Origin of the sequence: Micromonospora coriariae (assembly GCF_900091455.1) — a bacterium.
In the GTDB taxonomy this organism is placed as follows: domain Bacteria; phylum Actinomycetota; class Actinomycetes; order Mycobacteriales; family Micromonosporaceae; genus Micromonospora; species Micromonospora coriariae.
Map to the genome: position 1 here is coordinate 1,848,966 of NZ_LT607412.1, position 24,430 is coordinate 1,873,395.

At 71.7% G+C, this 24,430-nt stretch carries 26 protein-coding genes; 10 read left to right on the plus strand and 16 right to left on the minus strand.

What is annotated here, in order from left to right; translation table 11 throughout:
• Positions 1-49: 49 nt before the first annotated feature.
• Both glpX and GA0070607_RS08550 read left to right on the plus strand, forming a co-directional pair.
• Positions 50-1,081 carry a class II fructose-bisphosphatase gene (gene glpX / locus GA0070607_RS08545; RefSeq protein WP_089017714.1) on the plus strand — a complete coding sequence of 344 codons (1,032 nt, stop codon included), beginning with the start codon at positions 50-52 and terminating at the stop codon, positions 1,079-1,081.
• Complete coding sequence (locus tag GA0070607_RS08550) at positions 1,078-2,049, plus strand: DMT family transporter (RefSeq protein ID WP_089017715.1); 972 nt, start codon at positions 1,078-1,080, stop codon at positions 2,047-2,049. The genes glpX and GA0070607_RS08550 overlap by 4 nt, the downstream gene beginning before the upstream one ends.
• A 35-nt stretch (positions 2,050-2,084) precedes the next feature.
• Here the strand turns inward: GA0070607_RS08550 and GA0070607_RS08555 are convergent, their stop codons facing one another.
• Complete coding sequence (locus GA0070607_RS08555; protein ID WP_089017716.1) at positions 2,085-3,002, minus strand: NAD-dependent epimerase/dehydratase family protein; 918 nt, start codon at positions 3,000-3,002, stop codon at positions 2,085-2,087.
• Positions 3,003-3,141: 139 nt separating this feature from the next.
• On the opposite strand from GA0070607_RS08555, the gene GA0070607_RS08560 reads away from it, so the two are divergent.
• Positions 3,142-3,837 (plus strand): TetR/AcrR family transcriptional regulator, encoded by a 696-nt coding sequence (locus GA0070607_RS08560; RefSeq protein ID WP_089017717.1) that lies wholly within the window; start codon positions 3,142-3,144, stop codon positions 3,835-3,837.
• Between the two features lie 27 nt (positions 3,838-3,864).
• On the opposite strand, the gene GA0070607_RS08565 is transcribed toward GA0070607_RS08560, so the two are convergent.
• The 6 genes from GA0070607_RS08565 to GA0070607_RS08590 all read right to left on the minus strand — a co-directional run bounded on the left by GA0070607_RS08565 (position 3,865) and on the right by GA0070607_RS08590 (position 9,210).
• Positions 3,865-4,833, minus strand: a complete 969-nt coding sequence (locus GA0070607_RS08565; protein ID WP_089017718.1) for an NAD(P)/FAD-dependent oxidoreductase — start codon at positions 4,831-4,833, stop codon at positions 3,865-3,867.
• A 105-nt stretch (positions 4,834-4,938) separates the two neighbouring features.
• Positions 4,939-5,592: a rhomboid family intramembrane serine protease gene (locus GA0070607_RS08570; RefSeq protein ID WP_089017719.1), complete on the minus strand. Its 654-nt coding sequence runs from the start codon at positions 5,590-5,592 to the stop codon at positions 4,939-4,941.
• Between the two features lie 114 nt (positions 5,593-5,706).
• Positions 5,707-6,384 carry an aggregation-promoting factor C-terminal-like domain-containing protein gene (locus tag GA0070607_RS08575; protein ID WP_089017720.1) on the minus strand — a complete coding sequence of 226 codons (678 nt, stop codon included), beginning with the start codon at positions 6,382-6,384 and terminating at the stop codon, positions 5,707-5,709.
• Positions 6,385-6,661: 277 nt separating this feature from the next.
• Complete coding sequence (locus GA0070607_RS08580) at positions 6,662-8,077, minus strand: PhoH family protein (protein ID WP_089017721.1); 1,416 nt, start codon at positions 8,075-8,077, stop codon at positions 6,662-6,664.
• 421 nt (positions 8,078-8,498) lie between these two features.
• Positions 8,499-8,834: a hypothetical protein gene (locus GA0070607_RS08585; protein WP_074316807.1), complete on the minus strand. Its 336-nt coding sequence runs from the start codon at positions 8,832-8,834 to the stop codon at positions 8,499-8,501.
• A 31-nt stretch (positions 8,835-8,865) separates the two neighbouring features.
• Positions 8,866-9,210, minus strand: coding sequence for a hypothetical protein (locus GA0070607_RS08590; RefSeq protein ID WP_089021729.1), 345 nt, complete (start codon positions 9,208-9,210; stop codon positions 8,866-8,868).
• A 264-nt stretch (positions 9,211-9,474) separates the two neighbouring features.
• On the opposite strand from GA0070607_RS08590, the gene GA0070607_RS08595 reads away from it, so the two are divergent.
• From GA0070607_RS08595 to otsB, 3 genes are all read left to right on the plus strand, one after another.
• Positions 9,475-9,918 (plus strand): XRE family transcriptional regulator, encoded by a 444-nt coding sequence (locus tag GA0070607_RS08595; RefSeq protein WP_089021730.1) that lies wholly within the window; start codon positions 9,475-9,477, stop codon positions 9,916-9,918.
• 162 nt (positions 9,919-10,080) lie between these two features.
• The gene (locus tag GA0070607_RS08600; RefSeq protein WP_074316803.1) at positions 10,081-10,434 is read left to right on the plus strand and encodes a hypothetical protein; all 354 of its coding nucleotides are present in this window, start codon (positions 10,081-10,083) and stop codon (positions 10,432-10,434) included.
• A gap of 67 nt (positions 10,435-10,501) precedes the next feature.
• Positions 10,502-11,326, plus strand: a complete 825-nt coding sequence (otsB, locus tag GA0070607_RS08605) for a trehalose-phosphatase (RefSeq protein WP_089017722.1) — start codon at positions 10,502-10,504, stop codon at positions 11,324-11,326.
• A 5-nt stretch (positions 11,327-11,331) separates the two neighbouring features.
• Here otsB and GA0070607_RS08610 read toward each other — a convergent pair whose 3' ends face one another.
• From GA0070607_RS08610 to GA0070607_RS08625, 4 genes are all read right to left on the minus strand, one after another.
• Positions 11,332-12,102: an isoprenyl transferase gene (locus GA0070607_RS08610; protein WP_089017723.1), complete on the minus strand. Its 771-nt coding sequence runs from the start codon at positions 12,100-12,102 to the stop codon at positions 11,332-11,334.
• Positions 12,103-12,133: 31 nt separating this feature from the next.
• The gene (locus GA0070607_RS08615) at positions 12,134-13,276 is read right to left on the minus strand and encodes an NAD(P)/FAD-dependent oxidoreductase (RefSeq protein WP_089017724.1); all 1,143 of its coding nucleotides are present in this window, start codon (positions 13,274-13,276) and stop codon (positions 12,134-12,136) included.
• Between the two features lie 418 nt (positions 13,277-13,694).
• Positions 13,695-14,555 (minus strand): hypothetical protein, encoded by an 861-nt coding sequence (locus GA0070607_RS08620; protein ID WP_089017725.1) that lies wholly within the window; start codon positions 14,553-14,555, stop codon positions 13,695-13,697.
• 37 nt (positions 14,556-14,592) lie between these two features.
• The gene (locus tag GA0070607_RS08625) at positions 14,593-16,437 is read right to left on the minus strand and encodes a phosphoenolpyruvate carboxykinase (GTP) (protein WP_089017726.1); all 1,845 of its coding nucleotides are present in this window, start codon (positions 16,435-16,437) and stop codon (positions 14,593-14,595) included.
• 383 nt (positions 16,438-16,820) lie between these two features.
• Here GA0070607_RS08625 and GA0070607_RS08630 point away from each other — a divergent pair, with 383 nt between their 5' ends.
• From GA0070607_RS08630 to GA0070607_RS08640, 3 genes are all read left to right on the plus strand, one after another.
• Positions 16,821-17,411, plus strand: coding sequence for a GtrA family protein (locus tag GA0070607_RS08630; protein WP_408630873.1), 591 nt, complete (start codon positions 16,821-16,823; stop codon positions 17,409-17,411).
• 63 nt (positions 17,412-17,474) lie between these two features.
• Complete coding sequence (locus GA0070607_RS08635; protein ID WP_089017727.1) at positions 17,475-18,188, plus strand: GtrA family protein; 714 nt, start codon at positions 17,475-17,477, stop codon at positions 18,186-18,188.
• On the plus strand, positions 18,185-18,739 hold the full coding sequence (locus GA0070607_RS08640; RefSeq protein WP_197701249.1) for a MaoC/PaaZ C-terminal domain-containing protein: 555 nt from the start codon (positions 18,185-18,187) through the stop codon (positions 18,737-18,739). The genes GA0070607_RS08635 and GA0070607_RS08640 overlap by 4 nt, the downstream gene beginning before the upstream one ends.
• Before the next feature lie 43 nt (positions 18,740-18,782).
• Here GA0070607_RS08640 and GA0070607_RS08645 read toward each other — a convergent pair whose 3' ends face one another.
• Both GA0070607_RS08645 and GA0070607_RS08650 read right to left on the minus strand, forming a co-directional pair.
• The gene (locus GA0070607_RS08645) at positions 18,783-19,355 is read right to left on the minus strand and encodes a PH domain-containing protein (RefSeq protein WP_089021733.1); all 573 of its coding nucleotides are present in this window, start codon (positions 19,353-19,355) and stop codon (positions 18,783-18,785) included.
• An 86-nt stretch (positions 19,356-19,441) separates the two neighbouring features.
• Positions 19,442-20,317, minus strand: a complete 876-nt coding sequence (locus tag GA0070607_RS08650; protein WP_089017728.1) for a biotin--[acetyl-CoA-carboxylase] ligase — start codon at positions 20,315-20,317, stop codon at positions 19,442-19,444.
• A gap of 84 nt (positions 20,318-20,401) precedes the next feature.
• On the opposite strand from GA0070607_RS08650, the gene GA0070607_RS08655 reads away from it, so the two are divergent.
• Positions 20,402-21,985 (plus strand): acyl-CoA carboxylase subunit beta, encoded by a 1,584-nt coding sequence (locus GA0070607_RS08655; protein WP_089017729.1) that lies wholly within the window; start codon positions 20,402-20,404, stop codon positions 21,983-21,985.
• Positions 21,986-21,993: 8 nt separating this feature from the next.
• On the opposite strand, the gene GA0070607_RS08660 is transcribed toward GA0070607_RS08655, so the two are convergent.
• From GA0070607_RS08660 to GA0070607_RS08670, 3 genes are all read right to left on the minus strand, one after another.
• Complete coding sequence (locus GA0070607_RS08660) at positions 21,994-22,863, minus strand: hypothetical protein (protein ID WP_089017730.1); 870 nt, start codon at positions 22,861-22,863, stop codon at positions 21,994-21,996.
• Entirely contained in the window at positions 22,856-23,356 is a 501-nt protein-coding gene (locus GA0070607_RS08665) for a SigE family RNA polymerase sigma factor (protein ID WP_089017731.1), read from the minus strand. The genes GA0070607_RS08660 and GA0070607_RS08665 overlap by 8 nt, the downstream gene beginning before the upstream one ends.
• Positions 23,357-23,418: 62 nt before the next feature.
• The gene (locus GA0070607_RS08670) at positions 23,419-24,402 is read right to left on the minus strand and encodes a ketopantoate reductase family protein (RefSeq protein WP_089017732.1); all 984 of its coding nucleotides are present in this window, start codon (positions 24,400-24,402) and stop codon (positions 23,419-23,421) included.
• Positions 24,403-24,430 lie beyond the last annotated feature (28 nt).

Consider the following 24,430-nt stretch of genomic DNA (forward strand, 5'->3'; position numbering starts at 1 on the left):
CGTCCCGCCGTCGGTCCACCCCGCACCGTCGCGAGGAGGAGCAGCCGTCATGACGAACACCAGGACGCGGATCCCACAGGATCTCGACCGTAACCTTGCCCTCGACCTGGTCCGGGTCACCGAGGCCGCGGCGATGGCCGCCGGCCGTTGGGTCGGCCGGGGCGACAAGGAGGGCGGCGACGGGGCCGCCGTCGACGCCATGCGCAAGCTGATCAACTCGATCCAGATGCGCGGCGTCGTGGTGATCGGCGAGGGCGAGAAGGACAACGCCCCGATGCTCTTCAACGGTGAACAGGTCGGCGACGGCACGGGTCCGGAGGTGGACGTCGCGGTCGACCCCGTCGACGGCACCACGCTGATGAGCAAGGGCATGCCGAACGCGCTGGCTGTGCTCGCCGTCTCCGAGCGCGGCGCGATGTTCGACCCGAGCGCCGTCTTCTACATGGAGAAGCTCGCCGTCGGGCCGGCGTACGCCGACGTGATCGACATCAACGCCGGGGTGGCCGACAACCTGCGCCGGATCGCCAAGGTCAAGGGCACCGACGTGTCCGAGGTGACGGTCTGTGTGCTGGACCGCAGCCGCCACGCCGACCTGGTCACCCAGATCCGGCGCACCGGGGCGGGCATCCGGTTCATCTCCGACGGGGACATCGCCGGCTCCATCGCGGCGGCGCGGGGCGAGTCGGACGTCGACGTGCTGATGGGCATCGGTGGCACCCCCGAGGGCATCATCTCCGCCTGCGCGCTGAAGTGCATGGGCGGGGCGATGCAGGCCAAGCTCTGGCCGCGCGACGACGAGGAGCGGGAGAAGGCGCTCGCCGCCGGGCACGACCTGGACCGGGTGCTGGGCACCGACGACCTGGTCACCGGGGACAACTGCTTCTTCGTGGCGACCGGTGTCACCTCCGGGGATCTGCTGCGCGGGGTGCGCTACCGGGCCGGCGGCGCGTACACCCAGTCGATCGTGATGCGGTCGAAGAGCGGCACCATCCGCGTGATCGACTCGTACCACCGGCTGGAGAAGCTGGCGCTCTACTCCGCGGTCGACTTCGACGGTCGTCCACTGGCCGAGCAGGAGTGAGCGTCACCGGCACGGCGACGCCGCAGACCTTGTCAGCCACCCGCCGGATCACCGGTGTCGCGCTGGCGTCGGTCTCCGGGCTCGCGGTGGCGGTGCAGTCTCGGATCAACGGCGAGCTGGGGGTACGCCTGGCCGACGGCTTCGCCGCCGCGGTGATCTCGTTCGGCGTCGGCCTGCTGGTGCTGCTGGTGCTGGTGCCCGCCACCCCCGGCGGGCGGCGGGGGCTGCGCGCGGTGCGGTCGGCCCTCACTTCGGGCACGCTGCGGCCCTGGCAGTGCCTCGGCGGGGTGTGCGGAGCGTTCCTGGTGGCCACCCAGGGGTTGACCATCGGTTCGTTGGGCGTGGCGGTCTTCACCGTGGCGGTGGTCGCCGGGCAGACCGGCAGCAGCCTCGCGGTGGACCGGGCGGGGATCGGGCCGATGGGCCGGCAGCCGGTCACCCGGCAGCGGTTGGCCGGTGCGGTGCTCACCGTACTGGCGGTCGGCCTGGCGGTCGGCGACCGGTTCGGTGACCCGGGCGCGCTGGCGCTGGCCCTGCTGCCGATGCTCGCCGGGGTGGGCATCGCGTGGCAGCAGGCGGTCAACGGCCGGGTCCGGGCGGCGGCCGACAGCGCCCTGACCGCCACTCTGGTCAACTTCGGCGTGGGTACGGTCGCCCTGCTCGTCGCGTTCGCGGTCGACACCGCGGTACGCGGCTGGCCGGCCGGCCAGCTGCCGACCGAGCCGTGGCTCTACCTGGGTGGCCCGATCGGCATCGTGTTCATCGCGATCGCCGCGGCGATCGTGCGCTTCACCGGTGTGCTGCTGCTCGGCCTGGCCACCATCGCCGGTCAGATCGTGGGGGCCGTCCTGTTGGACCTGCTGCTGCCCACCGCGGCGTCGCACCCGGGCGCGAACACCCTGCTCGGGGCCGCGCTGACAATGGTGGCCGTGCTGATCGCGGCGCTCGCACCGCCCGCCCGCCGCTGAGCCGGACCGCTCTCGCGGCGGGTGACGGGCGGGGTTCAGCCGTGCAGTGCCTCGACGATCTCCTTCAGGGCGCGGTCCAGGGGGGTCGGCTCGACGCCGAGGGTGGCCGTGGTGGTGGTCGAGTCCATCAGGAACGGGCTGTCGAACTGGTAGGCGGTCTCCCGCAGCTCGCGGATGAACGGGCTGGTCAGGCCGCCCAGCCACAACACCGGGTAGGGCATCCGGATCAGCTTCGGCGTGGGCGCGCCGGCCAGCGCCGCCGCCCGGGTGGCCAGCTCGCGCATCGGTGCGGCCGGCGAACTGGGCACGTGCCAGGCCCGCCCCCAGGCCCGCTCTTCGGCGGCTGCCGCGACGAGGGTACGGGCGACGTCGGCGATGTACGTCCAGGTGTGCGGGGCGTCCCAGTTGACGGGCAGGAAGACCCGCTGCCCGGCGAGCACCCGGGGTAGCACCATCATCGCCAGCGAGGTGCCGCCGACGCCGATGTAGTCCGAGCCGCGGACCTCGGTGACCCGGACCCGGCCGGCCCGGTGGGCGGCGAGCGCGTCGGCCCACATCCGATTGCGTACCTGTCCCTTGGTGCCGGTCGCGTTCGGCGGGGTCTGCTCGGTCATCGGGCCGTCGACGGGTCCGTACCCGTAGAGGTTGCCGACCGTGGCGAGCACCGCGCCGGTCCGCTCGGCGGCGGCGAGCAGCGCGCCGGCCAGCGGCGGCCAGTCGATGGGCCAGCGGTGGTAGGCCGGGTTCGCGCAGTTGTACAGCGCCCGCGCGCCGTCGGTCAGCACGCTGAGCCGGTCGGCGTCGGCGGCGTCGGCGGCGATCCGTTCGATGGCGGGGTGCTCCGGCCCGGCGCCTCGGCGGCTGATCACCCGGACCTGTTCACCTCGTTCGGCGAGAAGAAGTGCGGTCGCTGTGCCGACCGGGCCGGTGCCGACGATCACGTGCAGGGCCATGGGAACTCCTCCGAAGCGGGGATCCGAAACGAGAGCGGTGCTCTCTGCTACTCACCCAGCATGGCCCGCCACCGCGGCAATAGTCAAGAGCAGCGCTCTCTTTTTTGATTGGTGCTTCCACGCGTGGCAGACTGACCCCATGCCCGCTTCCTCGATCCGCGCCCGGGTCCGCGCGGAGATGCTCGACGAGATCAAGGCAGTGGCCCGCCGGCACCTCGCCACCGACGGCGCGAACCTCTCGCTGCGGGCGGTGGCCCGGGACATGGGCATGGTCTCGTCGGCGATCTACCGCTACTTCCCGAGCCGGGACGACCTGCTCACCACACTGATCATCGAGTCGTACGACGCGCTCGGCGACGCGGTGGAAGACGCCGCCGCCGCGCCCGACCGGCTCGACCTCCGCGCCCGCTGGCAGGCGGCCTGCCGGGCGGCCCGGGCCTGGGCGCTGGCCCACCCCGCCGAGTACGCGCTGCTCTACGGCAGCCCGGTCCCCGGGTACGCCGCTCCTCAGGACACCGTCCTACCGGCCCAGCGCCCCCCACTGGCCCTGGTCGGCATCCTGCGCGACGGCCTGGCTGACGGGCGGCTCACCGTCCCCGCCGACGACCTGCCGACGCGGCTGCACGACGACCTGACCGAACTGGCCGACATGTTCTTTCCCGGCATGCCACCCGCTCTGCTGGCCCGGGGCATGGCTGGCTGGACCCAGCTCTTCGGGCTGATCAGCTTCGAGCTGTTCGGCCGGTTGAACGGGACCGTCACGCACCGGGACGCGTACTTCGACCACCAGGTCGGGTTGCTGGCCGACCTGATCGGCCTGCCCCGGCCGGAGTGAACGACCGGCCCGCTGCCGGCACCGCGGTCAGCCCGCGTCGGAGGAGTGCCCGGGGAACAGGTGGGCGCTCGGGTCGATGGCCACCGCCGCGTTGTTGACCGCCGTCGCGGCCTCGCCGAAGCCGGTCGCGATCAGCCGGACCTTGCCCGGATACTCGGTGATGTCACCGGCCGCGAAGACCCGGGGCAGGTTCGTCGCCATGGCGCTGTCCACCAGGATGTGCCGGCGGTCCAGCCGCAGCCCCCACTCGGCGAGCGGGCCCAGGTCGGCGGTGAAGCCGAGCGCGGCCACCACGGTGTCCACCGGCAGCGTCTCGGTCGCGCCACCACGAACGGTCACCTCGGCGCCGGTGACCGTGGACTCTCCGAACAGCCGGGTCACCTCGGCGTTGACCACCACCCGCACCGGCAGCGACAGCACCCGGGCGACGGTCGAGGCGTGCGCCCGGAACTTCTCCCGCCGGTGCACCAGGGTCACCGAGCGGGCCAGCGGTTGCAGCGTCAACGCCCAGTCGAACGCGGAGTCGCCGCCACCGACGATCAGCACGTCCCGGTCGGCCAGCTCGGTTGGCTCGGGTACGAAGTAGACGATGCCGGCGCCGGGCGCGCTGTCGGCGCAGGGCAGCGGCCGAGGGCTGAAGCTGCCCAGCCCGCCGGTGATCACCACCGCGCCGCAGCCGAGCTGCTCGCCACCGGCCAGCCCGAGCACCGGGCGCTCCTCGGCGTACGAGAGCTTCTCGGCCCGGGTGCCGAGCAGGTAGTGCGGGCCGAACGGGGCGGCCTGAGCCACCAGGTTGGCGACCAGGTCGCGGCCCTTGACGGCGGGGAAACCGGCCACGTCGAGGATCAGCTTCTCCGGGTACATCGCGGTGACCTGACCGCCCGGCTCCGGAAGCGCGTCGATGACCGCCACCGACAGCCCTCGGAACCCGGCGTAGTACGCGGCGAAGAGGCCGGCCGGACCGGCCCCGATCACGGCAACATCGACCTCACGCATGGCGTACCGTCGCTTTCCGCTCACGGATCAACGCTTGCTGATCACGACGGTAGGCGGGTGGCAGCGGTCCGGCAAGCACGTCCCAGAGGCGCGCCGAGGAACCGGTCAGGGCAGGCTGAGCGTGGACCCCGTGTAGTCCGAGCCGCCGACGACTGGCCGGCGGCGACGGAACAGGATTGCGGCCACCACCCCGCCCAGCAGCCCGAACAGGTGCCCCTGCCAGGAGATCCGCTCGTCGGTGGGGAGGATGCCGACCAACTGCCAGCCGTAGAGCAGGCCGACCAGCAGGAAGACGGCGAAGTTCCACCAGCTGCGCTCGAAGATGCCACGGGTGAGCAGGATGCCCAGGTACCCGAAGATCACCCCGCTGGCGCCGACCACCACCGAGTTGGGTGAGCCGGTGAACCAGACGCCGAGCCCGCTGACCAGAATGATGATCAGGGTCGACCAGAGGAACCGGCGGGCGCCGGCGGCCAGCACGAAGGTGCCCAGCAGGATCAGCGGGATGCTGTTGCTGTAGAGGTGGTCGAAGCCGTGGTGCAGGAACGGGGAGAAGAAGACCCCGTCCAGCCCGTCGATACGCTTCGGGATGATGCCGGCGGTGGCGTCCAGGCCGAACTCGAGCCCCTGGTCGACGGCCTCGATGAGAAAGAGGAACGGGACCACCGCGCACATCGCGACGAAGGCCCGGCCGAGCGCGGCGTAGAACGCCTCGGTGCCGAACCGGTGGGGGTCGCCGCTTCCAGGGTGCAGGGTCACCCCCCAACTGCTATCAGCAAAAGGGGCCGGCCGCCACTCGCGTCCCGTCCGCGCCGGCCCGGTACGCACAAACGGCGGGGCCGGTGGTCGCCCACCCGCCCCGCCGTCGACACGTCAGTAGTGGCCGTTGCTCTGGAAGTAACCCCAGGCTCCGCAGGGCGTGTCGTACCTGCCCTTGATGTAGCCCAGACCCCACTTGATCTGGGTGGCCGGGTTCGTCCGCCAGTCGTCGGCGACGGTACCCATCTTGCTGCCCGGCAGGGCCTGCGGGATTCCGTACGCACCGGACGAGGAGTTGCTGGCCTTGTGGTTCCAGCCGCTCTCCTTGGTCCAGAGCTTCTCCAGGCACGGGAACTCGGCGATGCCGAATCCCGCGTCGATCATCATGGCGCAGCCGACCTTGCGGTTGCCGCTGTACTCGGCGCAGGACGCCGGGATCGGCCCGTCGTACGGCTTGGGCTTCTCCGCCGCCTTCCGCTCGGCCGCCTTGCGCGACGCCGCAGCGGCCTTGGCCTTGCGGGCCCGCTCGGCGGCCTCCTTGGCGGCCTGCGCCGCCCGAAGCTTGGCCTCGTACTCGGCGGCCCGCTGCTTGGCGAACTTCACCCGGTGGGCGGCCTGGCGCTCGCGCTGGTAGGCCAAATCGGCGCGGTCGACCTCAAGGCCGACCTGCGCGGTCAGGCCCTGTTGCTGGGTTTCGCGGTCTTCGCCCAGGTAGAAGCCACCGGCAACGCCCACGGAGAGCAGCGCGACAGCAGCCGTACGGGCGCCCAACCGGCTCCACAGCCGACTCACGAAGTGGTCCCTTCGTCGGGGGCAAGGACGCGGCGCGGCGCGGGCCACACGAGGGCCGTCAGCCGTGCCGCGAGCGCCCCGACCGGTTGCCGGTCGCGCCGCCGCACCGGCCTTCGACGATGTCGTCCATCTCGGGACGAACGATCATCAACGATTCCTGTGGTGCGTGGGCGCTCGTTGGACACCATCGCGCACAGTGAGGCCGATGGGAAACCAACCGAGCCGTTTGTGATCTGCACCACAGAAAAAATGCGGACGAATCCCTACATAAGCACCATCAGAGCGGGATGTCCTCCAGTAGATCCGTCACCATGGCGGCAATCGGCGACCGCTCCGAACGGCTGAGTGTGACGTGGGCGAAGAGCGGATGGCCCTTGAGCGCCTCGATCACCGCGGTCACGCCGTCGTGCCGCCCGACCCGCAGATTGTCCCGCTGGGCCACGTCGTGGGTGAGCACCACCCGGGAGCCCTGCCCGATCCGGGACAGCACGGTCAACAGCACGCCGCGCTCCAACGACTGGGCCTCGTCCACGATCACGAAGGCGTCGTGCAGGCTCCGCCCACGGATGTGGGTCAACGGCAGCACCTCGAGGATGCCCCGCGAGGTCACCTCCTCCAGCACGTTCTCGTGCACCACAGCGCCGAGCGTGTCGAAGACCGCCTGGGCCCAGGGCGACATCTTCTCCGACTCCGACCCGGGCAGGTAGCCCAGCTCCTGGCCGCCGACCGCGTACAACGGGCGGAACACGATCACCTTCTTGTGCCGGCGGCGCTCCATCACCGCCTCCAGCCCCGCGCAGAGCGCCAACGCCGACTTGCCGGTGCCGGCGCGTCCACCCAGCGAGACGATCCCGATCGACTCGTCCAGCAGCAGGTCGAGGGCGATCCGCTGCTCCGCCGAACGGCCGTGCAGCCCGAACGCCTCCCGATCACCCCGGACCAACCGGACCGACTTGTCCGGCAGCACCCGGCCCAGCGCGGACCCGCGCCCCGAGTGCAGCACCAGGCCGGTGTGGCAGGGCAGCCCGGCCGCCTCGTCCACGTCGAGCGTCTCGCCGGCGTACAGGCGGCCGATCTGCTCCTCGCCCAACTCCAGCTCGGACATGCCGGTCCAGGTCGGGTCGCTGGCCTGGCCGTGCCGGTATTCGTCCGCCCGCAGGCCCACCGAGGCGGCCTTGACCCGCAGCGGCATGTCCTTGCTGACCAGGGTGACCTCCCGCCCCTCGGCGGCGAGGTTGAGAGCCACGGAGAGGATCCGGGCGTCGTTGCTCTCGGTGCGGAACCCGGGCGGCAACACTCCGTCGTCGGTGTGGTTGAGCTCCACCCGCAACGTGCCGCCGTGGTCGTTGGCGGGCACCGGGCGGTCGAGTCGCCCGTGCCTGATGCGCAGTTCGTCGAGCATCCGCAGCGACTGCCGGGCGAACCAGCCCAGCTCCGGATGGTGCCGCTTGCCCTCCAACTCGGTGATGACCACGAGGGGCAGGACCACCTCGTGCTCTGCGAACCGGTGGAAGGCCGCCGGGTCGGACAGCAGCACGGAGGTGTCCAGGACGAAGGCCTGGCCGGCTGGTCGCGGCTCCTTGGGGTCGGCCGGCGCGGCGGCCGCCGCACGGCGGCCCCTGGTGGCGCGGCGGGTCGTGGCAGTCGCGGCCGGGGTCTGATCGGCACCGGCGGTCGAACGACGAGTCGTCACAGGCCTGCTCCGACGGATGGGCACCCGCCACCCGTGTTCCGCCTCCTCCGGTGCCCGGGGACACGGGGTCGGATGCGGAACCCCGTGCGCGAGGTCGCAGATCCGGGCGGACCGGCTGGCCCGGGAGAACCCCGTGCCATGCCTAGACGCTAGCGGCGGCGGACCGTCCCGGCTAGAGGGCGATCGTGGATCTCCGGAGACCGCCGTGTGAACAGCGACCAGCCCGACGCGGGGCGGCTCGGCCGGCGCCGGCGGGGCGCGGCGGAACCGGCCGGGATGCATGCCCCCTGCGCGCATCCCGGCCGGTGGGGCCACCGTCACCGGTCTGACGTGGCCCCGACGGTGCGTGTCCGCCGCGGACGACGCACCGCGCTCGTGGCGCCGGTCGGCCGAACCGCCCCCGGCGGCTCGCCGACCGGCCTCAGCCGGTCCGTCGAACGAGCGTGCCGGTCGGGTGCCGCCCGGTGATCGGAGCGGCCGGCGCGGTGAACGACGAGCCGGTGTAGGTGGTGCCTGGGCGAGCGACAGTGCCCGCGGAGCGCACGACGCCCGCGGGGGAGACCGACAGGGCGGAGGCGATGGCCGCCTGGGCGTCGCGTCGCCGTCGGTTCCACGCGCCCCGGTCGCCGTCGAAGTAGCCCTGCCGGTAGCCGAAGCGGTAGCCGATGCGGTAGCTGAGCTGGCCGTGCAGCCGGCCGGCGGCGTAGCTGGTGGCGCCGAGCACCAGGACGAGGAAGACCGCGAGGAACGGGCTCATCGGGCGGCCCCGGCCCGGCCCGGACGCCCGGTCATCGCTCCTCCGGCTCGACCGCTGTCGGGTCCGCGACGAGCAGCCGGTCCAGGTCGTCGGTGCTGACCTCCTCGACCAGCTCGACGCTGATCCGGCAGCCGTCCACCACGACCTCGGCCACCGAGGAACGGCGGATCTCTCCGCCCGCGTCGTAGACCCGCACGCTCAGCTCCGGGCAGCCGAGATGGGTACGCCAGGCGTTCCACTCGGTGCGGTCGCCGACGCTCAGCGACAGGTAGCGGCAGCCTCGGGCGAGGTAGAGGCGCCACGGGGCGGTCAGCCCCGCGGCCACTCCTTCGGCAATCAGCCCGAAGGCCTGGGCTCGGGTGGCGAGCTCGGTCACCACACCCCCCTCGCGCCGGGGGCGTGACGCATGTGAGCACCAGTCGTCTCATGCACGTGACACACCGTAGATTGTCCCATGGGCGTGACAGTATCAGCTTTTCGTCCGTTTACCGCGGCCCCTAAAGGCATCTATTCTGCCCGGGTGACACCCCTCAACAGTGGCACAGGATCGTTTACCGGAAATCCGAGGAACCCGTCACGTCTGCGTGACGACGGCGTGCCCGGGCGCACGCCAACGGCCGACTGGCCGTACCGTCACGGGGTGACCGAGACGGCCAATGCGCGGAAGATCGCCTTCGCCACCTTCGTCCGGCGCGCGCTGGACGAGGCCCGGGCGACGCGGGCCTGGAGCGGCACCGAGGTGTCCCGGCGCACCGGCGTCTCCCGGCAGACCATCAACCGGTGGGTCCGCGGCGACTGGGCCAGCGACCCGGAGGCCGAACGTGTGGTCGCCTTCTGCGAGGGCCTGGGGCTGAACCCCGCCGCGGCCTTCGCCGCCCTCGGCTGGGACCGCACCGCCGCCGGCCCGCGTGCCGGCCAACCGGCGCCGCCGATGGACCCGGACGTGGAGGCTCTGCTGCGGCGGCTGGTCGACCCGAACGTGTCGGACGCGGAGAAGTTCCACATCCGCGAGACCATTCGATACCTCGCATATCGCCCTACGCTGCCGGTCGATGTCCGAAAGAGAGGGAATCAGGCCGGCTAGTTCCTCAGATGGCGAAAGAACGCCTGGTCAGGTTCATTCGTTTGGCTCCGGGGCCGGAACGGGCACGCTAGCGTCCCTATTCGTACTGCTTGGGCTCGTCGTCGGCGGGGGGACGGGACAAGGCCGAACCCAGCCCTGCGGGACAGAAGGAGGGGTCTGTCCATGACCCTGAAGTGGTTGGCAGTCGTGGTCGCCACGGTGTCGATGACACTGTGGGCGACCGGCAACGTGGTGACCCTCGTGGTCAACGGCGGGCAGCTTCCGCTGCTCGTCAACCTCCTCGCGCTCACCAGCGCCGGCACCGCGGTCATCCTGGCCGTCGTGGCGGAGCTGCACGAGCGGCTGAACGACCGGATCAGCGCACTCACCGAGTTCCTGGTGGCACGGCTCAACGAGATCGAGAACCACACCGGCGATCGCAACACCGGGTTCGTGGAGGGCTATCTGCTGAGTCATGGCCAGGAGGCGGCGGTGGTGCCGTTCGGCCGCCGCGGACGAGGAGCCGCCGAACGCTGACCATGCGCCTCCGAGTGGGCCCGCTCGGCCAGGAATGACCCTCCTTCGCCGGGGTACGCTGACGCGCGTGCCGCCGTTGAATCTGGGCAATCAGCAGCCGAGGACCCCGTTGAACGCCGACCAGGCCTGGCGGATCACCGCCGGCCGGGCCGCCGGGACCGTCCTCTTCTTCGACTTCGACGGCACGCTCGCGCCCGTCGACGACGATCCGACCGCAGTACGCCCCGCTCCGAAGGCGCTGGCCGCGATCGAGGCGCTGGCCCCGGTGGTGCAGCGGGTCGCGATCGTCTCCGCCCGACCGGTCGAGTTCCTCCGGGACCAGCTCGGCGGGCTCGCCGGCGTGGACCTCTACGGCCTCTACGGGCTGGAGCACAGCCACTCCGGCGGGGAGACGGTCACCGAGCCGACCGCGCTGCCCTGGGTGCCGACCATGGCCGAGCTGGCCGACCTGGCCCGCGCGGAGCTGCCGCCCGGCACGCTTGTCGAGTACAAGCGGCTCTCCGTCGCGCTGCACTGGCGTACCGCGCCGCAGCTCGGCCCGACCATGCAGCAGTGGGGGCAGGCGCAGGCCGACCGGCTGGGGCTGCGGGTACAGGCCGGGCGGATGGTGCTGGAGCTCAAGCCGCCGGTCGACCGGGACAAGGGCATGGTCATCGGCGAGGTGATCCGGGAGGCCACCGGGGCCTGGTACTTCGGCGACGACGTCTCGGACATCAAGGCCTTCGCCGCGCTGCGCGCCCGAGCCGCGGCCGACCCGGACTTCTTCGGCGTCTGCGTGGCGGTGGCCAACCCGGAGACCGGCCAGGAGGTGGCGAACGCCGCCGATCTGACAATCGAGTCTCCGGCCGCCCTGGGCGACTTCCTCACCCGGGCACTGACCCACCTGCCCTGACCGGGTCAGGCGCCGTAGCGACGTTGCCGGGTGGCGTACGAGCGCAGCGCGCGCAGGAAGTCGATGTGCCGGAAATCCGGCCAGTTGAGTTCGCAGAAGTAGAACTCCGAGTGCGCGGACTGCCACAGCATGAAGCCGGAGAGCCGCTGCTCGCCGCTGGTGCGGATGACCAGGTCGGGGTCGGGCTGGCCGCGGGTGTAGAGGTGCTCGGCGATGTGCTCGACGTCCAGCACCTCGGCCAGTTCCTCGATGGTGCCGCCGGAGGCGGCGTGCTCCAGCAGCAGCGAGCGCACCGCGTCGGTGATCTCCCGCCGGCCGCCGTAGCCCACCGCGATGTTGACCTCGGCACCGCCGCTGCGCTCGCGGGTGCGCTCCTCGGCGCCCTTGAGCGCCGCCGCGGTCTGCGCCGGCAGCAGGTCGAGCGCGCCGACGATGCGCAGCCGCCAGGGGTTGCCCTCCTCGGCCAGCTCCACCACCAGGTCCTCAATGATCTTGAGCAGCGGGTCCAGCTCGCTGGCCGGCCGGCGCAGGTTGTCGGTGGCCAGCAGGTAGAGGGTGACGTGCCCGATACCGGCCTGGTCGCACCAGCCGAGGACATGCTTGATCTTCGCGGCGCCGACCCGGTGCCCGTCGTTCGGGTCGACGAAGCCCATCTCCCTCGCCCACCGGCGGTTTCCGTCGCACATCACCCCGACGTGCCGGGGCACCGGCTTACCCGCGAGCTTCGCCGTGAGCCGGCGCTCGTACACGGAGTAGATAAGGTTCCGCAGCGTCATCACCTAGCAGCGTAGCGACCCGCCCGGCGGATCACCGCCTCGGAGGCCGATCCCCGCCGGGGAGCCCGATGCCGATCATGGCCAGGGTACGGGCGGTGAGCCGCCCGTCGCCCAGCCCCAGCTCGACCACGTCGTCGAACACCCGGTCGTCCCGACGGGCCGCCCGGACCGCCGCGTCGACCACCCATCGGCGCCGCGCCAGCCAGGCCGCCACCGAGCTGTGCCGCAGGTGGGTGCCGAGGCGGCGACGGAGTCCGTCGGCGTAGCGGCGGGCGGCGGCCTCGGGTGCGCCGGCCGCCGCCGCCCCGGCCAACGCACCGGAGAGCAGCGCGTAGAAGATGCCCTCCCCGGTGAACGGATTGATCAGCGACAGCGCGTCCCCGGCGAGCAGGGTGCGGCCCTGCCCCGGCGCCGGCCGGTGGGTGGACAAGGGCAGGTGGTGGGCACGCAGCGCGGTCACCGTCGCGAGGTCGGTGCCGGGCAGCAGCGCGGCCAGCCGGTCCAGCAGGTACCCCCGGCTCAGCGGCTCACCGCGCAGCACCTCCCCGTACCCGACGTTCGCCCGCCCGTCGCCGATCGGGAACGACCAGGCGTACGCCGGCCAACGAGCCTGCGAGGTGACGATGAGCTGCTCGGACGGGCCGGGCAACGCCGGCGCGTACCCCCGGATGGCCAGCGCCAGGTGCCGGTCGGGGTTCACCGGGTGGCCGAGCGCCCGGCGCACCACCGACCCGGCGCCGTCCGCGCCCACCACCACACGGCCGGACAGCTCCCCGTCGAGCACCACCCGGTCGGCGCGCGGCTCCACCCGTCGGACGGTGTGCCGGCGCAGCTGCGCGCCGGCGGCCACCGCGGCCGCCACCAGCCTCGCGTCGAAGACCTGCCGGGGCACCGTGTACGCCGGGCGGGGCAACGCCCGCGCCACCGCTCCCCCGCCCGGGGCGATCATGCGCAGCGCCGGCAGCGGTGCGTAGCCCGCCACCGCCTCGGTCACCCCCAGGTCGGCGAGCACGTCCACCGAGTGCGCGGCGATCCCGTCACCACACGCCTTGTCCCGGGGAAAGTCGGCCCGGTCCAGCAGCAGCACACTGGCACCCGCCCGGCGGGCCGTCAGCGCGGCGGCCGCTCCGGCCGGCCCCGCTCCCACCACCACCACGTCGAACTCGTCGCCCACCGCGAGCCTCCCTCCGGCCGGTGCGGCGCGGCCGGGGCCGCCCCGCCGGCGATCCGCCTGCGCCGCCGACGCCTGTCGCTGTGACCGGCGCCACCCGCCATCCTGCCTCCTGCCCGCTCGAGTCGACCGGCACCCAAGCGCCCGATCTGCCCAGATGCCCCCGCGCGGTCGGCACCCCCGCGCGGCGAGCGGGCCCACGGCTGGTCCAGGGCAGGTGCATGTGCCGGGCCCTGTAGAGCTGCCCCACACCTGGGGCACGCTGAGTGCCGAAGTGCCTGACGGCCCAAGTTTGGGGCAGCTCGACAGGCGCCGGGAAGGGCCAGCAGACGGCCGGAGTACCCGACGGCTCACATCTGGGGCAGCTCGACAGGACATCGGGGAGGCGCGGCCGGCCGGCACGGGAGCCACGCCGAGGAGGTCAGGCCGGGGCCGCGGCATCCTGGGCGCGAGCCGCGCGCCGTAGCCCGTACAGCGTCAGGGCGGCGGCGGTGAGCAGCGGGCCGCCGTCCCGGACCAGGCCGTCCAACCCCAGCAGCCACCAGCACAGCGGCAGGTCCACGGCGAGTACGGCAATCGTGACGACGACCAGCAGGCCGCGCGCCCAGTGCTTGCCGCGCATCAGGAACGCGGTGCAGAACAGCACCGCGTAGCTGGCCGCGATCCCGGCGCCGAACCAGAACAGCACGGCCGGCACCGCGGTCAGCCGGTCGTCCAGGATGGATCCTCCGGCCACCAGGGCCGGCACCAGCATCAGCGGGCTGTAGGTGAAGGCCGCCACCCGGCTGGTCAGCAGCCAGGCACTGGCCTCCGGTCGGCGTGGAGGAGTCTCCCGCCAGGAGATGCCGTCCCGGTCGATGACGAGGCGTGGACGGTGCCGGACCAGGTGCCCGGCCAACGCCGACGAGCGGTAGAGCAACCAGACCACCGCGACACAGAGCGCCGTGAGAATGGCGAAGCCGAGCAGGCCGGGCAGTGGCGGCACCCCCTGCCGGGGCACGATGAGCCGGCCGACCGCGAAGATCGTGGTGACCGCGAGGATCAGCCCGAACGGGCGGGCCACCGTACGCCCCCGTCGCACGTGCCCGATCAGCAGCAGGAAGCCGAATGAGCGCAGCATGGCCCACCCGGTCCGTACGGCCAGCCCGAAGCCCTGCTCCGGGGCGTACCACCAGTTGAGCAGCTCGACCACGAGGGTGGCCGCCGCGGTCGTCGCCAGCAGGGTGGTGAGCACCCGGACGGCGGACGGCCGCCGGACCTGGGTCTCGGCGGCCGTCCTCATGAAGTCCGATGTTGCCCGCGAAGGGTCTCGTTCACACCTACCGTTGCGGCTGCGCGGCGTCCAGGCGGGCCCGCAGCGCGTCCAGCTCGGCCCAGAGCACGCCGGGCAGCTTGTCACCGAACTTCTCGAACCACTCGGTGACCAGCGGCAGCTCGTTGCGCCACTCGTCCGGGTCGACCTTCAGCGCGATCCGGACGTCCTCCGGGGTCATGTCCAGGCCCTCGACGTCCAGTGCGTCCGGAGCCGGAACCATGCCGACCGGAGTCTCCACCGCCTCGGCCCGGCCCTCGATCCGCTCGACGACCCACTTCAGCACCCGGGAGTTCTCCCCGAAGCCTGGCCAGAGGAACGAGCCGTCCGGGTCCTTACGGAACCAGTTGACGTAGTAGATCTTGGGCAGCTTGGCCTCGTCGCCGTCGGTGCCCTTGCCCATCTCGATCCAGTGCCGGAAGTAGTCACCGGCGTGGTAGCCGATGAACGGCAGCATCGCCATCGGGTCCCGACGCACCACGCCGACCGCGCCGGACGCGGCGGCGGTGGTCTCCGAGGAGAGGGTGGCACCCATGTAGACGCCGTGCACCCAGTCACGAGCCTCGGTCACCAGCGGGATGGTGTCCTTGCGACGGCCGCCGAAGAGGATCGCGTCGATCGGCACGCCGTTGGGGTTGTAGTAGTCCTCGGCCAGGATCGGGCACTGGGTGATCGGGGTGCAGAACCGGCTGTTCGCGTGGGAGGAGAGGCTGTCGCTCTCCGGCGTCCAGTCGTTGCCCTTCCAGTCGATCAGGTGCGCCGGGGGCTCACCCATGCCCTCCCACCAGATGTCCCCATCGTCGGTGAGGCCCACGTTTGTGAAGATGGAGTTGCCCCGGTCCAGCGTCCGCATCGCGTTGGCGTTGGTCTTCCAGTCGGTGCCCGGCGCGACGCCGAAGAGGCCGTACTCCGGGTTGACCGCGTAGAGGCGACCGTCCTCGCCGAACCGCATCCAGGCGATGTCGTCGCCGATGGTCTCGACCTTCCAACCCGGGATGGTCGGCTCCACCATTGCCAGGTTCGTCTTGCCGCAGGCGGAGGGGAACGCGCCGGCGATGTGGTAGACCTTCCCCTCCGGCGAGGTGATCTTGAGGATCAGCATGTGCTCGGCGAGCCAGCCCTCGTCGCGCCCCATGACGCTGGCGATCCGCAGCGAGTAGCACTTCTTGCCGAGCAGCGAGTTGCCGCCGTACCCGGAGCCGTACGACCAGATCTCACGGGTCTCCGGGAAGTGCGAGATGTACTTCGTGTCGTTGCACGGCCACGCGACGTCCTGCTGGCCCGGCGCGAGCGGGGCGCCGATTGAGTGCAGCGCGTGCACGAAGTCCGCGTCGTCACCCATCGCCTCGAGGATCCGGGCGCCCATCCGGGTCATGATGCGCATCGAGGCGACCACGTACGGGCTGTCGGTGATCTCGACGCCGAACATCGGGCTCTCCGCCTCGACCGGGCCCATGACGAACGGGATGACGTACATCGTGCGACCGCGCATCGAACCGCGGTACAGGTCGTTCATCGTCCGCTTCATCTCGGCCGGCGCCATCCAGTTGTTGGTGGGGCCGGCGTCCGCCTCGTCGACGGAGCAGATGAAGGTGCGCTCCTCGACCCGGGCGACGTCCGTGGGGTCGGTACGCGCGTAGAACGAGTTGGGCTTCTTCTCCGGGTTCAGCCGGAGCAGGGTGCCGGCCTCGACCAGCTCATCCGTGAGGCGGCGCCACTCCTCGTCGGACCCGTCCACCCAGACGACCCGGTCGGGGGTGGTCAGTTCCGCGACCTCACGGACCCAGGCAAGCAGTTTCGGATGGGACGTCGGGGCCTGATCGATACCCCGCACAACAGCCGGAGCAACCATGACACATCTCCTTGTGGTCGACGCTGACCGATCTATGGGATGCACGAGTCTCAGCGGCGCGATGCGTCGCCTTCGTGGAAACCTGGGATTGGGCTCAGCGTAAACCGGGCAGCCTTCCGAGTCAGTGGGACTGGTTGTGAAGAACTGCACAAGCTACGGCCACGCTGCGGCATTGGGAGCTGATACCCGCTTTCCCGCGCAGTTTCACGCAAATCTTGTTGTGCACCCCGTCGACGTGAGTTGCGGTCGAGCGGCGAACCGGCCCCGCCGACCGGTGCGTGGATTCCCGTTCCGGGACGCGTCAGTCCTCCCGTTGGTTACGCTGAGTTCAGCAGTGCGGCACCCGGCGCACGTCCGGTAGAAGCGACCACGCCTGCTCGCCGTTGCTACCCCGCCGACTGGTCGCCAGCCGGTACGCTCGGCCCGTGGCCGCCACGATGACCGGGGAGCAACCGGGTCCCCGGCAGACCCGGCCGGGTCTGGTCCGGGCACTGCTCGACCGTTTCGGTCACCTCGTGCGCGAGTTGAGCAAGTTCGCCACGGTCGGCGGCATCGCCTTCCTCCTGGACTTCGCGCTGTTCAACTACCTGACGACCGCGCGTGGCGTCGAACAGGTGACGGCGAAGACCATCTCCACCGTCATCGCGGCCACCGTCGCCTTCGTCGGCAACCGGTTCTGGACCTGGCGGCACCGCCAGCGCAACAATCCGGCCCGGGAGTACGCGCTCTTCTTCTTCTTCAACGCCGTCGGCCTCGGCATCGCGGTGGCCTGCCTCGCGATCAGCCGGTACGGGCTCGGCAGCATCTGGCCGGCGGTGTTCCAGACGCCGCTGGCCGACAACATCGCCAGCTTCGTCGTCGGCACGGGCCTCGGCACGCTCTTCCGATTCTGGTCCTACCGGCGGTTCGTCTTCGTCGAAGCGGGAACCCGGACCGTTCCGCAGGTGACGCACGACCGAGACCACGGCGCGTGACCTGCCGCCCACCTCGTCCGGCCGGTGATCGCCGGCTTCACCGACTGCCCTAAGGTGTTTCGCATGCGTCTTGTCCGTCTGCTGCCTGAGCGCTGGCAGAAGTTCATCCGCGAGGCGCTCAAATTCGGCATCGTCGGCGGCATCAACACCGTAATCAATTACGCGGTGTTCAATGTCCTTGCACTCACCGTCTTTGCCGATGGTCAGTTGAAGGCCACCGTGATCGCGACCATCGTCGCCACGATCACGTCATATCTCATGAATCGTCACTGGACGTACCGGGACCGCCCGAAATCGGCGCTCCGGCGGGAGTACGTCCTGTTTTTCCTATTCAACGCGACCGGCCTGCTCATTGAACTGGGCGTGCTCGCCGCGGCCAAGTACGGCCTCGGCGTACACGGCCTGCTGGCTCTGAATGTCGCGAAGACCGGTGGCGTGCTGCTGGCCACCCTGTTCCGGTTCTGGTCGTACCGGACCTTCGTCTTCCAGCCCGTCGTACCGGCCGAGACCGAGGCGAAGGCCGAACCCACCTGGCACAGCATCCCGCGTGACGAGTGGGACACCATGGCCGAGATGGACCCGGTCGCCGAGCTGGCCGAATCCGTCTCGGAACTGGAGGAGTCCGAGTCCGACGACCGCCCGGCGACCGCACCCGGCCCGATCGGCGCTCCCACCCAGGGGAGGCCCACGCCGCTGAGCGCTGGTTTCTCCGCCGACCTGGACGCGGAACTCGCCGCGGAGCTGCACGCCGGCACCCGCCGCGCGCCCCGCCGGTGACACCACCCGCAGCCCGTTCCGGCACCGGGGCACGCGCCGAGCTGTTCTTCGAGGACCTCGTCCCAGGGCTCACCGTCGACCTCGGCGTGGTCACGGTGGATGGCGACGAGATGGTCGCCTTCGCCCGCCGCTTCGACCCGCAGTGGTACCACGTCGACCCGGAGCTGGCCGGAGCGAGCCGGCACGGCGGGCTCATCGCCAGCGGTTTCTACACGGTCAGCCTGTTCATGCGGGCGTACGTCGACCACCTGCTGTCCCGCGCGGCGGCGGACGCCTCCCCCGGCCTGGAGGAGCTGCGCTGGCTCGCCCCGGTGCGCGCCGGAGATCGACTCGCCGTCCGGGTCGACGTGATGGGCGCCCGGCCGTCCACCGCCCGCCCGGGCCTCGGCACCGCCAGCCTCACCGGCACCATGCTCCGCCTCGGCGCGGACGACCGGCCCGAGCAGGAGGTGTTGCGCACCCGCTTCCGCGGCTGGTTCGCCCTGCGCCCCCCGTCACCCGAGACCGAAGGGTCCGACACGGATCCGTCCGGGACGCAACCCCCCGCCTGAACCGCCCCGACACTGTGGGCCGGGGCGGTCGCGGGAGTCGGGATCAGCTCGTGGTGTCGCGCAGCGGCTTGCCCTCGCGCATGTCGGCGAGGATGTCGCGCATCTCCCCGTCGCCCAGCGAGTGCTTGTCGTGCTGCGCCTCGACCAGCTCGTACAGGGTCGTCTGCACCTGTCCGACCCCCGGGACGTCGGCGAGCACCGACTGACCGCGTTCGCCGGCGGACTCGATGGTGAGCGTGCCGCAGCCGAGCAGCCGCTCGATGAAACGCTGGTTCATCGAGTGGTCGTTGATCCGGGTGAGCGGGAGGTCCCGCCGGTCCCGGGAGAAGACACCCTGCTGGAGCAGCACCCGCTCATTGGTGAACAGGTAGTGCGTGGTGCGCCAGACCAGGAAAGGCCACAGGCCGAGCCAGAGCACGGCGACCAGGGCGAGCACGCCGATCACGGCCAGCGCGATCGAGCCACCGCCGCCAGCCGGCAGCAGGAGCACGCCAGCGACTACCGCCGCGATGGCCAGCACCAGCACCGCGATCGGCCGGATCAAGGCCTTCCAGTGCGGGTGCAGGTGCAGCACGACGTGCTCGTCCTCGGTGAGCACGTCTTCGGGGAACGCCACGGGAACCTCCATCGCCATTTTTCCGACGCGCAGACCGTAACCGGTCCAACCCTCCTAGCGGATCAGCCGCACGGGGTGGGTTGCGTTCACCGGAGGTGCAGGACGTCGCCGGCGGCCAGGACCCGGTCGCCGGTGTGGGTGGTGACCAGGAGCTGACCGTCGGGATCCACGCCGGTGGCGGTGCCGGTCAGGTCGTCGCCGCCCGGAAGCAGGACCCGCACCTCGCGGCCGACAGTGGCACAGGCCGCCAGGTAGGCGTCGCGCAGGCCGCTGGCAACGGCGTCCCCGCCAGCGGCGCGCCAGCGGTCGTACCAGTCGGCGACCGCGCGCAGCAACGCCCGCAGCAGCGGGTCCCGGTCGGTGGCCGCCGCGCCGGCCAGCTGCAACGAGGTGGCCGGCAGCCCGGTCGGGTTCACCGGCAGCTCGTCGGCGCGCAGCGTCACGTTCAGCCCGATACCGACCACGATCGCCGGGGGCTGGTCCGGTGCGCCCCCGGGCACCGCCTCGGCGAGCACGCCGGCGCACTTCGCGTCGCCGATCAGCAGGTCGTTGGGCCACTTCAGGGTGGCCTCCAGCTCGGCCAGCCGGGCCACCGCCTCGACCAGCGCGACGCCGGCCAGCAGCGGCAGCCAGCCGTACCCGGTGGGCGGCGCGGCCTGCCAACCGCGGTCCGGCACGGCCTCGCCGGGCCGCAGCAGCACGCTGGTGGCGATCCCGGCCCGCGCCGGCGACTGCCAGACGCGACCGCGCCGGCCGCGACCGGCGGTCTGCCGCTCGGCGACCACGACCAGACCCTCCGGCTCGCCGGCCCGGGCCGCCTCGGCCACGTCGGCGTTCGTGGAACCGGTCTCGGTGCGCAGCTCCAACCGGGCCCACGGGCCGTGCGGCGCGACCAACGCGCGCCGCAGCCGGGCCGCCGACAACGGCGGGCGGTCCAGATTGGTGTACGGGGAGCCCGGCATCCCGCCAGCCTACGACGGTGGCCGCACCGGCACTGAGGCGTACTGCACAGCGGCGTCGGCCTGAACCATCGTTATATTCCCTGGGTGACTACCGAGACCGGGACCAACATCCACAGCACCGCGGGCAAGCTGGCGGACCTGGAGCGCCGGGTCGACGAGGCGGTGCACGCCGGCTCGGCGCGGGCGGTCGAGAAGCAGCACGCCCGGGGCAAGAAGACCGCCCGCGAGCGGATCGAGATGCTGCTCGACGAGGGCTCCTTCGTCGAGCTCGACGAGCTGGCCCGGCACCGGTCCACGGCCTTCGGGCTGGAGAAGAACCGCCCGTACGGCGACGGTGTGGTCACCGGCTACGGCACGGTGGACGGCCGGCAGGTCTGTGTCTTCGCACAGGACTTCACGGTCTTCGGTGGCTCCCTCGGTGAGGTCTTCGGCGAGAAGATCGTCAAGGTGATGGACCTGGCCATGAAGATTGGCTGCCCGGTGGTGGGCATCAACGATTCCGGCGGGGCGCGCATCCAGGAGGGCGTGGTCTCTCTCGGCCTCTACGGCGAGATCTTCTTCCGCAACGTCCGGGCCTCCGGCGTCATCCCGCAGATCTCGCTGGTGATGGGCCCCTGTGCCGGCGGCGCGGTCTACTCCCCGGCGGTCACCGACTTCACAGTGATGGTCGACCAGACCTCGCACATGTTCATCACCGGTCCAGACGTGATCAAGACGGTGACCGGCGAGGACGTCGGCATGGAGGAGCTGGGCGGGGCCCGTACGCACAACTCGCGCAGCGGCAACGCGCACTACCTCGCCGCCGACGAGGAGGACGCGGTCGACTACGTCAAGGCGCTGCTGTCGTACCTGCCGTCGAACAACCTCGACGAGCCGGTGGTCCTGGAGGCTCCCGCCGACCTGGAGATCAGCGACGAGGACCGGGAGCTCGACACGCTGATCCCGGACTCGGCCAACCAGCCGTACGACATCCACCGGGTGATCGAGCACGTCCTCGACGACGGGGAGTTCCTGGAGGTCCAGCCGCTCTACGCGCAGAACATCGTGGTCGGTTACGGCCGCGTCGAGGGGCGCCCGGTCGGCGTGGTGGCCAACCAGCCGATGCACTTCGCCGGCACGCTGGACATCGCCGCCTCGGAGAAGGCCGCCCGGTTCGTCCGCACCTGCGACGCGTTCAACATCCCGGTGCTGACCTTCGTGGACGTGCCCGGCTTCCTGCCCGGTACCGGTCAGGAGTGGGACGGCATCATCCGTCGCGGCGCCAAGCTGATCTACGCGTATGCCGAGGCGACAGTCCCCAAGGTCACCGTGATCACCCGCAAGGCGTACGGCGGGGCGTACGACGTGATGGGCTCCAAGCATCTCGGCGCGGACCTGAACTTCGCCTGGCCGACCGCTCAGATCGCGGTGATGGGCGCGCAGGGCGCGGTGAACATCCTCTACCGCTCGGAGCTGGCCGGCGCCGAGGATCCGGCGGCGGTTCGGGCCGAGAAGATCGCCGAGTACGAGGACACCCTGGCCAACCCGTACGTGGCCGCCGAGCGCGGGTACATCGACTCGGTGATCCCGCCGCACGAGACGCGCACCCAGATCGTCCGGGCGCTGCGTGTGCTGCGCACCAAGCGGGAGGCGTTGCCGCCCAAGAAGCACGGCAACATCCCCCTCTGAGGGTGGTGTCAGCAGGCCGGGTTGGCGGCGGCGCACATCCGGGCCGCCGCCGCCACGGCGAGTTGGCGGAGTTCGGCTTCGGTGCCGTCGTACCCGAGGCGGAGCACCGAGACGGTGTCGCCGACCCGGACGACGGCCAGCAGGATCGGCGGCGGATCGTCGCCGTCTGTCTGCCCGGTCTTCACGTCCCTGGCGGCCGTGAGCGAGTCCCGCAGGATGGCGGCGTCGTCGCCGGCGAAACCCCGCTGCGTCACCGCCCACCGGTGGACGGCTTCTACCGTGCTGAGAACCCCCGCCGTGTCCAACTGCCCGACGCTTCGCCATTCGGCGCACGGGGCGATCAGGTCGTCCAGACCGGCGAAGAGCTGTGTGGCCGCCTCGGGCGTCAGCCGGTAGAGGTCCTGCGCGACGAGGGCGTCGCCCTCCGTGCGAGGGCCCGGAGGGTGCTGCCGCAACAGCGTCTGCGAACGGGACACGATTGACATCGGCCAGCCCAGCGACAGCCCCTGACTCGTCCGGCACTCGGCAAGCAGGTTATCCAGCCGAACCGGCTCCCCCAGCCCCGATTGGCTGAGCTGCCAGGGGTACGACGGCGGGGCGACCTGCTGCGTCAGGTCGGCCGGCTGCAGGAGTGCGTCGGTGCTGATCTCGTGCCGGGTCGGCGAGGCGGAGGCGGCCGGCAGGGCCGGTGACGGGGACTTCCTCGGAGCGGCGACCGCTGCGGCGGAGACCCCGGCGAGGGCCAGCACGACGGTGGCCACCACGATCCTGCGCTGGCTGCGGCGGCGGGCCCGGGCGCGGATCTCCTCCGGGCCGGGCCAGTGCACGTCGCGCAGTTCCCGCTGGATGTGTTCGACGAAGGTCGGGTCGTCACGCATCGGTTGCCTCCTCGAGATCAGAGACGGCGAGCAGACCGGCGAGCGCGGCGCGCCCCCGGGAGAGGCGGGCCTTGACGGTGCCCACCGGGGCCGCGGTTTCCCGCGCCACGTCGGCGACCGGCATGCCGACCAGGTAGTAGAGGGCGATGGCGACGCGTTGCTCCTCGGGCAGTCGGCGCAGGGCGGCGACCACCGCGACGGTGTCGGTGCCCGGCCCGGGAACGCTCTCGATTGCCCCGTGCCGCAGGTACGCGCGGGCCCGGCTGCGCAGGCTGCGCCACCGGCTGACCGCGATCCGGCTGGCCACCACCCGCACCCACGCCTCCGGGTCGTCGTACGCGCTGACCGTCGACCAGCGCTGCCACGCCCGGATGTACGCCTCCTGCACGGCGTCCTGCGCCTCGCCCCGATCACCGGTGAGCACGTAGACGAAACCGAGCAGCCGTTGCCGACTCCCCCGGTAGAACTCATCGAACCCGTCGACGTCCGGCACCCGTTACCTCCCCGTGTCGGTCGCTGGGAACACGCCCCGGATGGGTTCGGCGGTTGCCTCGATCAGGCCATCATCTTCTCCAACTCGGCGAGCGGGAACGCGCCCGCTCCGATCCGCTCCCGCACCGCCCGGCGTACGGCCCGCTGCACGGCCACGTTTGCCGGCGTCGGTACGCCGTGGAGCCGACCGAGCAGCGCGATCTCCCCGTTGAGATGGTCGACCTCGGTCGAACCGGTGCCCCGGGCCAGGCTCTGCCAGGTGGAACCGCCGGAGCGGTCCGCACCGGCGACCGGGCGCTGCCCGACCAGGTCACCGCGTTCGGCCTTCTCCTCCTCGGGCGAGGTGTGCGCGATGCCGGCGGCGGCCAGCGCGGCGACGCCTTCGGCGCGTACCCGCTCGGCCAGCGCGTCCGGGATGTCCCGGCCGAGCAGCGCCTGAAGGCCGTTGCCGAGGTTGGCGAGCAGCTTGCCGTACTTCCAGCGCAGCACGTCCTGCCGGACCGGGGCGACGAACCCGGCGGCGGTCAGGTCGGCGGCGATCGCCTGATCGGTGTCGTCGGCGCCGGCCGGGTTCCGCCCGATGTGCAGCATTCCCGGGTGCGGGTAGCCGTTGGACACCACCACGCCCGGATCCAGATGGGTGGCAGGCAGCCAGACGCAGACCGGGTGCACGTCGGCGAAGAGCCGCAGCGCGGCTCGCTCGTTGGCCACCCCGTTCTGTGCGGTGACCAGCGGCAGCCGCTCACCCGCCGTGCCACCTCCGTCCACCGGCGCGTCCACCCAGGCGGCCAGCGCGCCCGCGGTGTCCTGCGACTTCACGGTGAGAATCAGCACCGTGTCCGCCGGCAGCGGCTGATCGCCTGGCCCGTCCACGGCGGCGAGCCGGGCGGTCAGGTCGCCGTCGGGCCGACGCAGGGTCAGACCCCGCTCGCGGATCGCGTCCAGGTGCGCGCCCCGGGCCACCAGCGTCACGTCCCTGTCGGCCTCGGCCAGCCGCACCCCGATGGTCCCGCCGACCGCACCCGCCCCGATGATCACGTATCGCATGGGCCCATTCTGCCCGCCCGGACCCTCG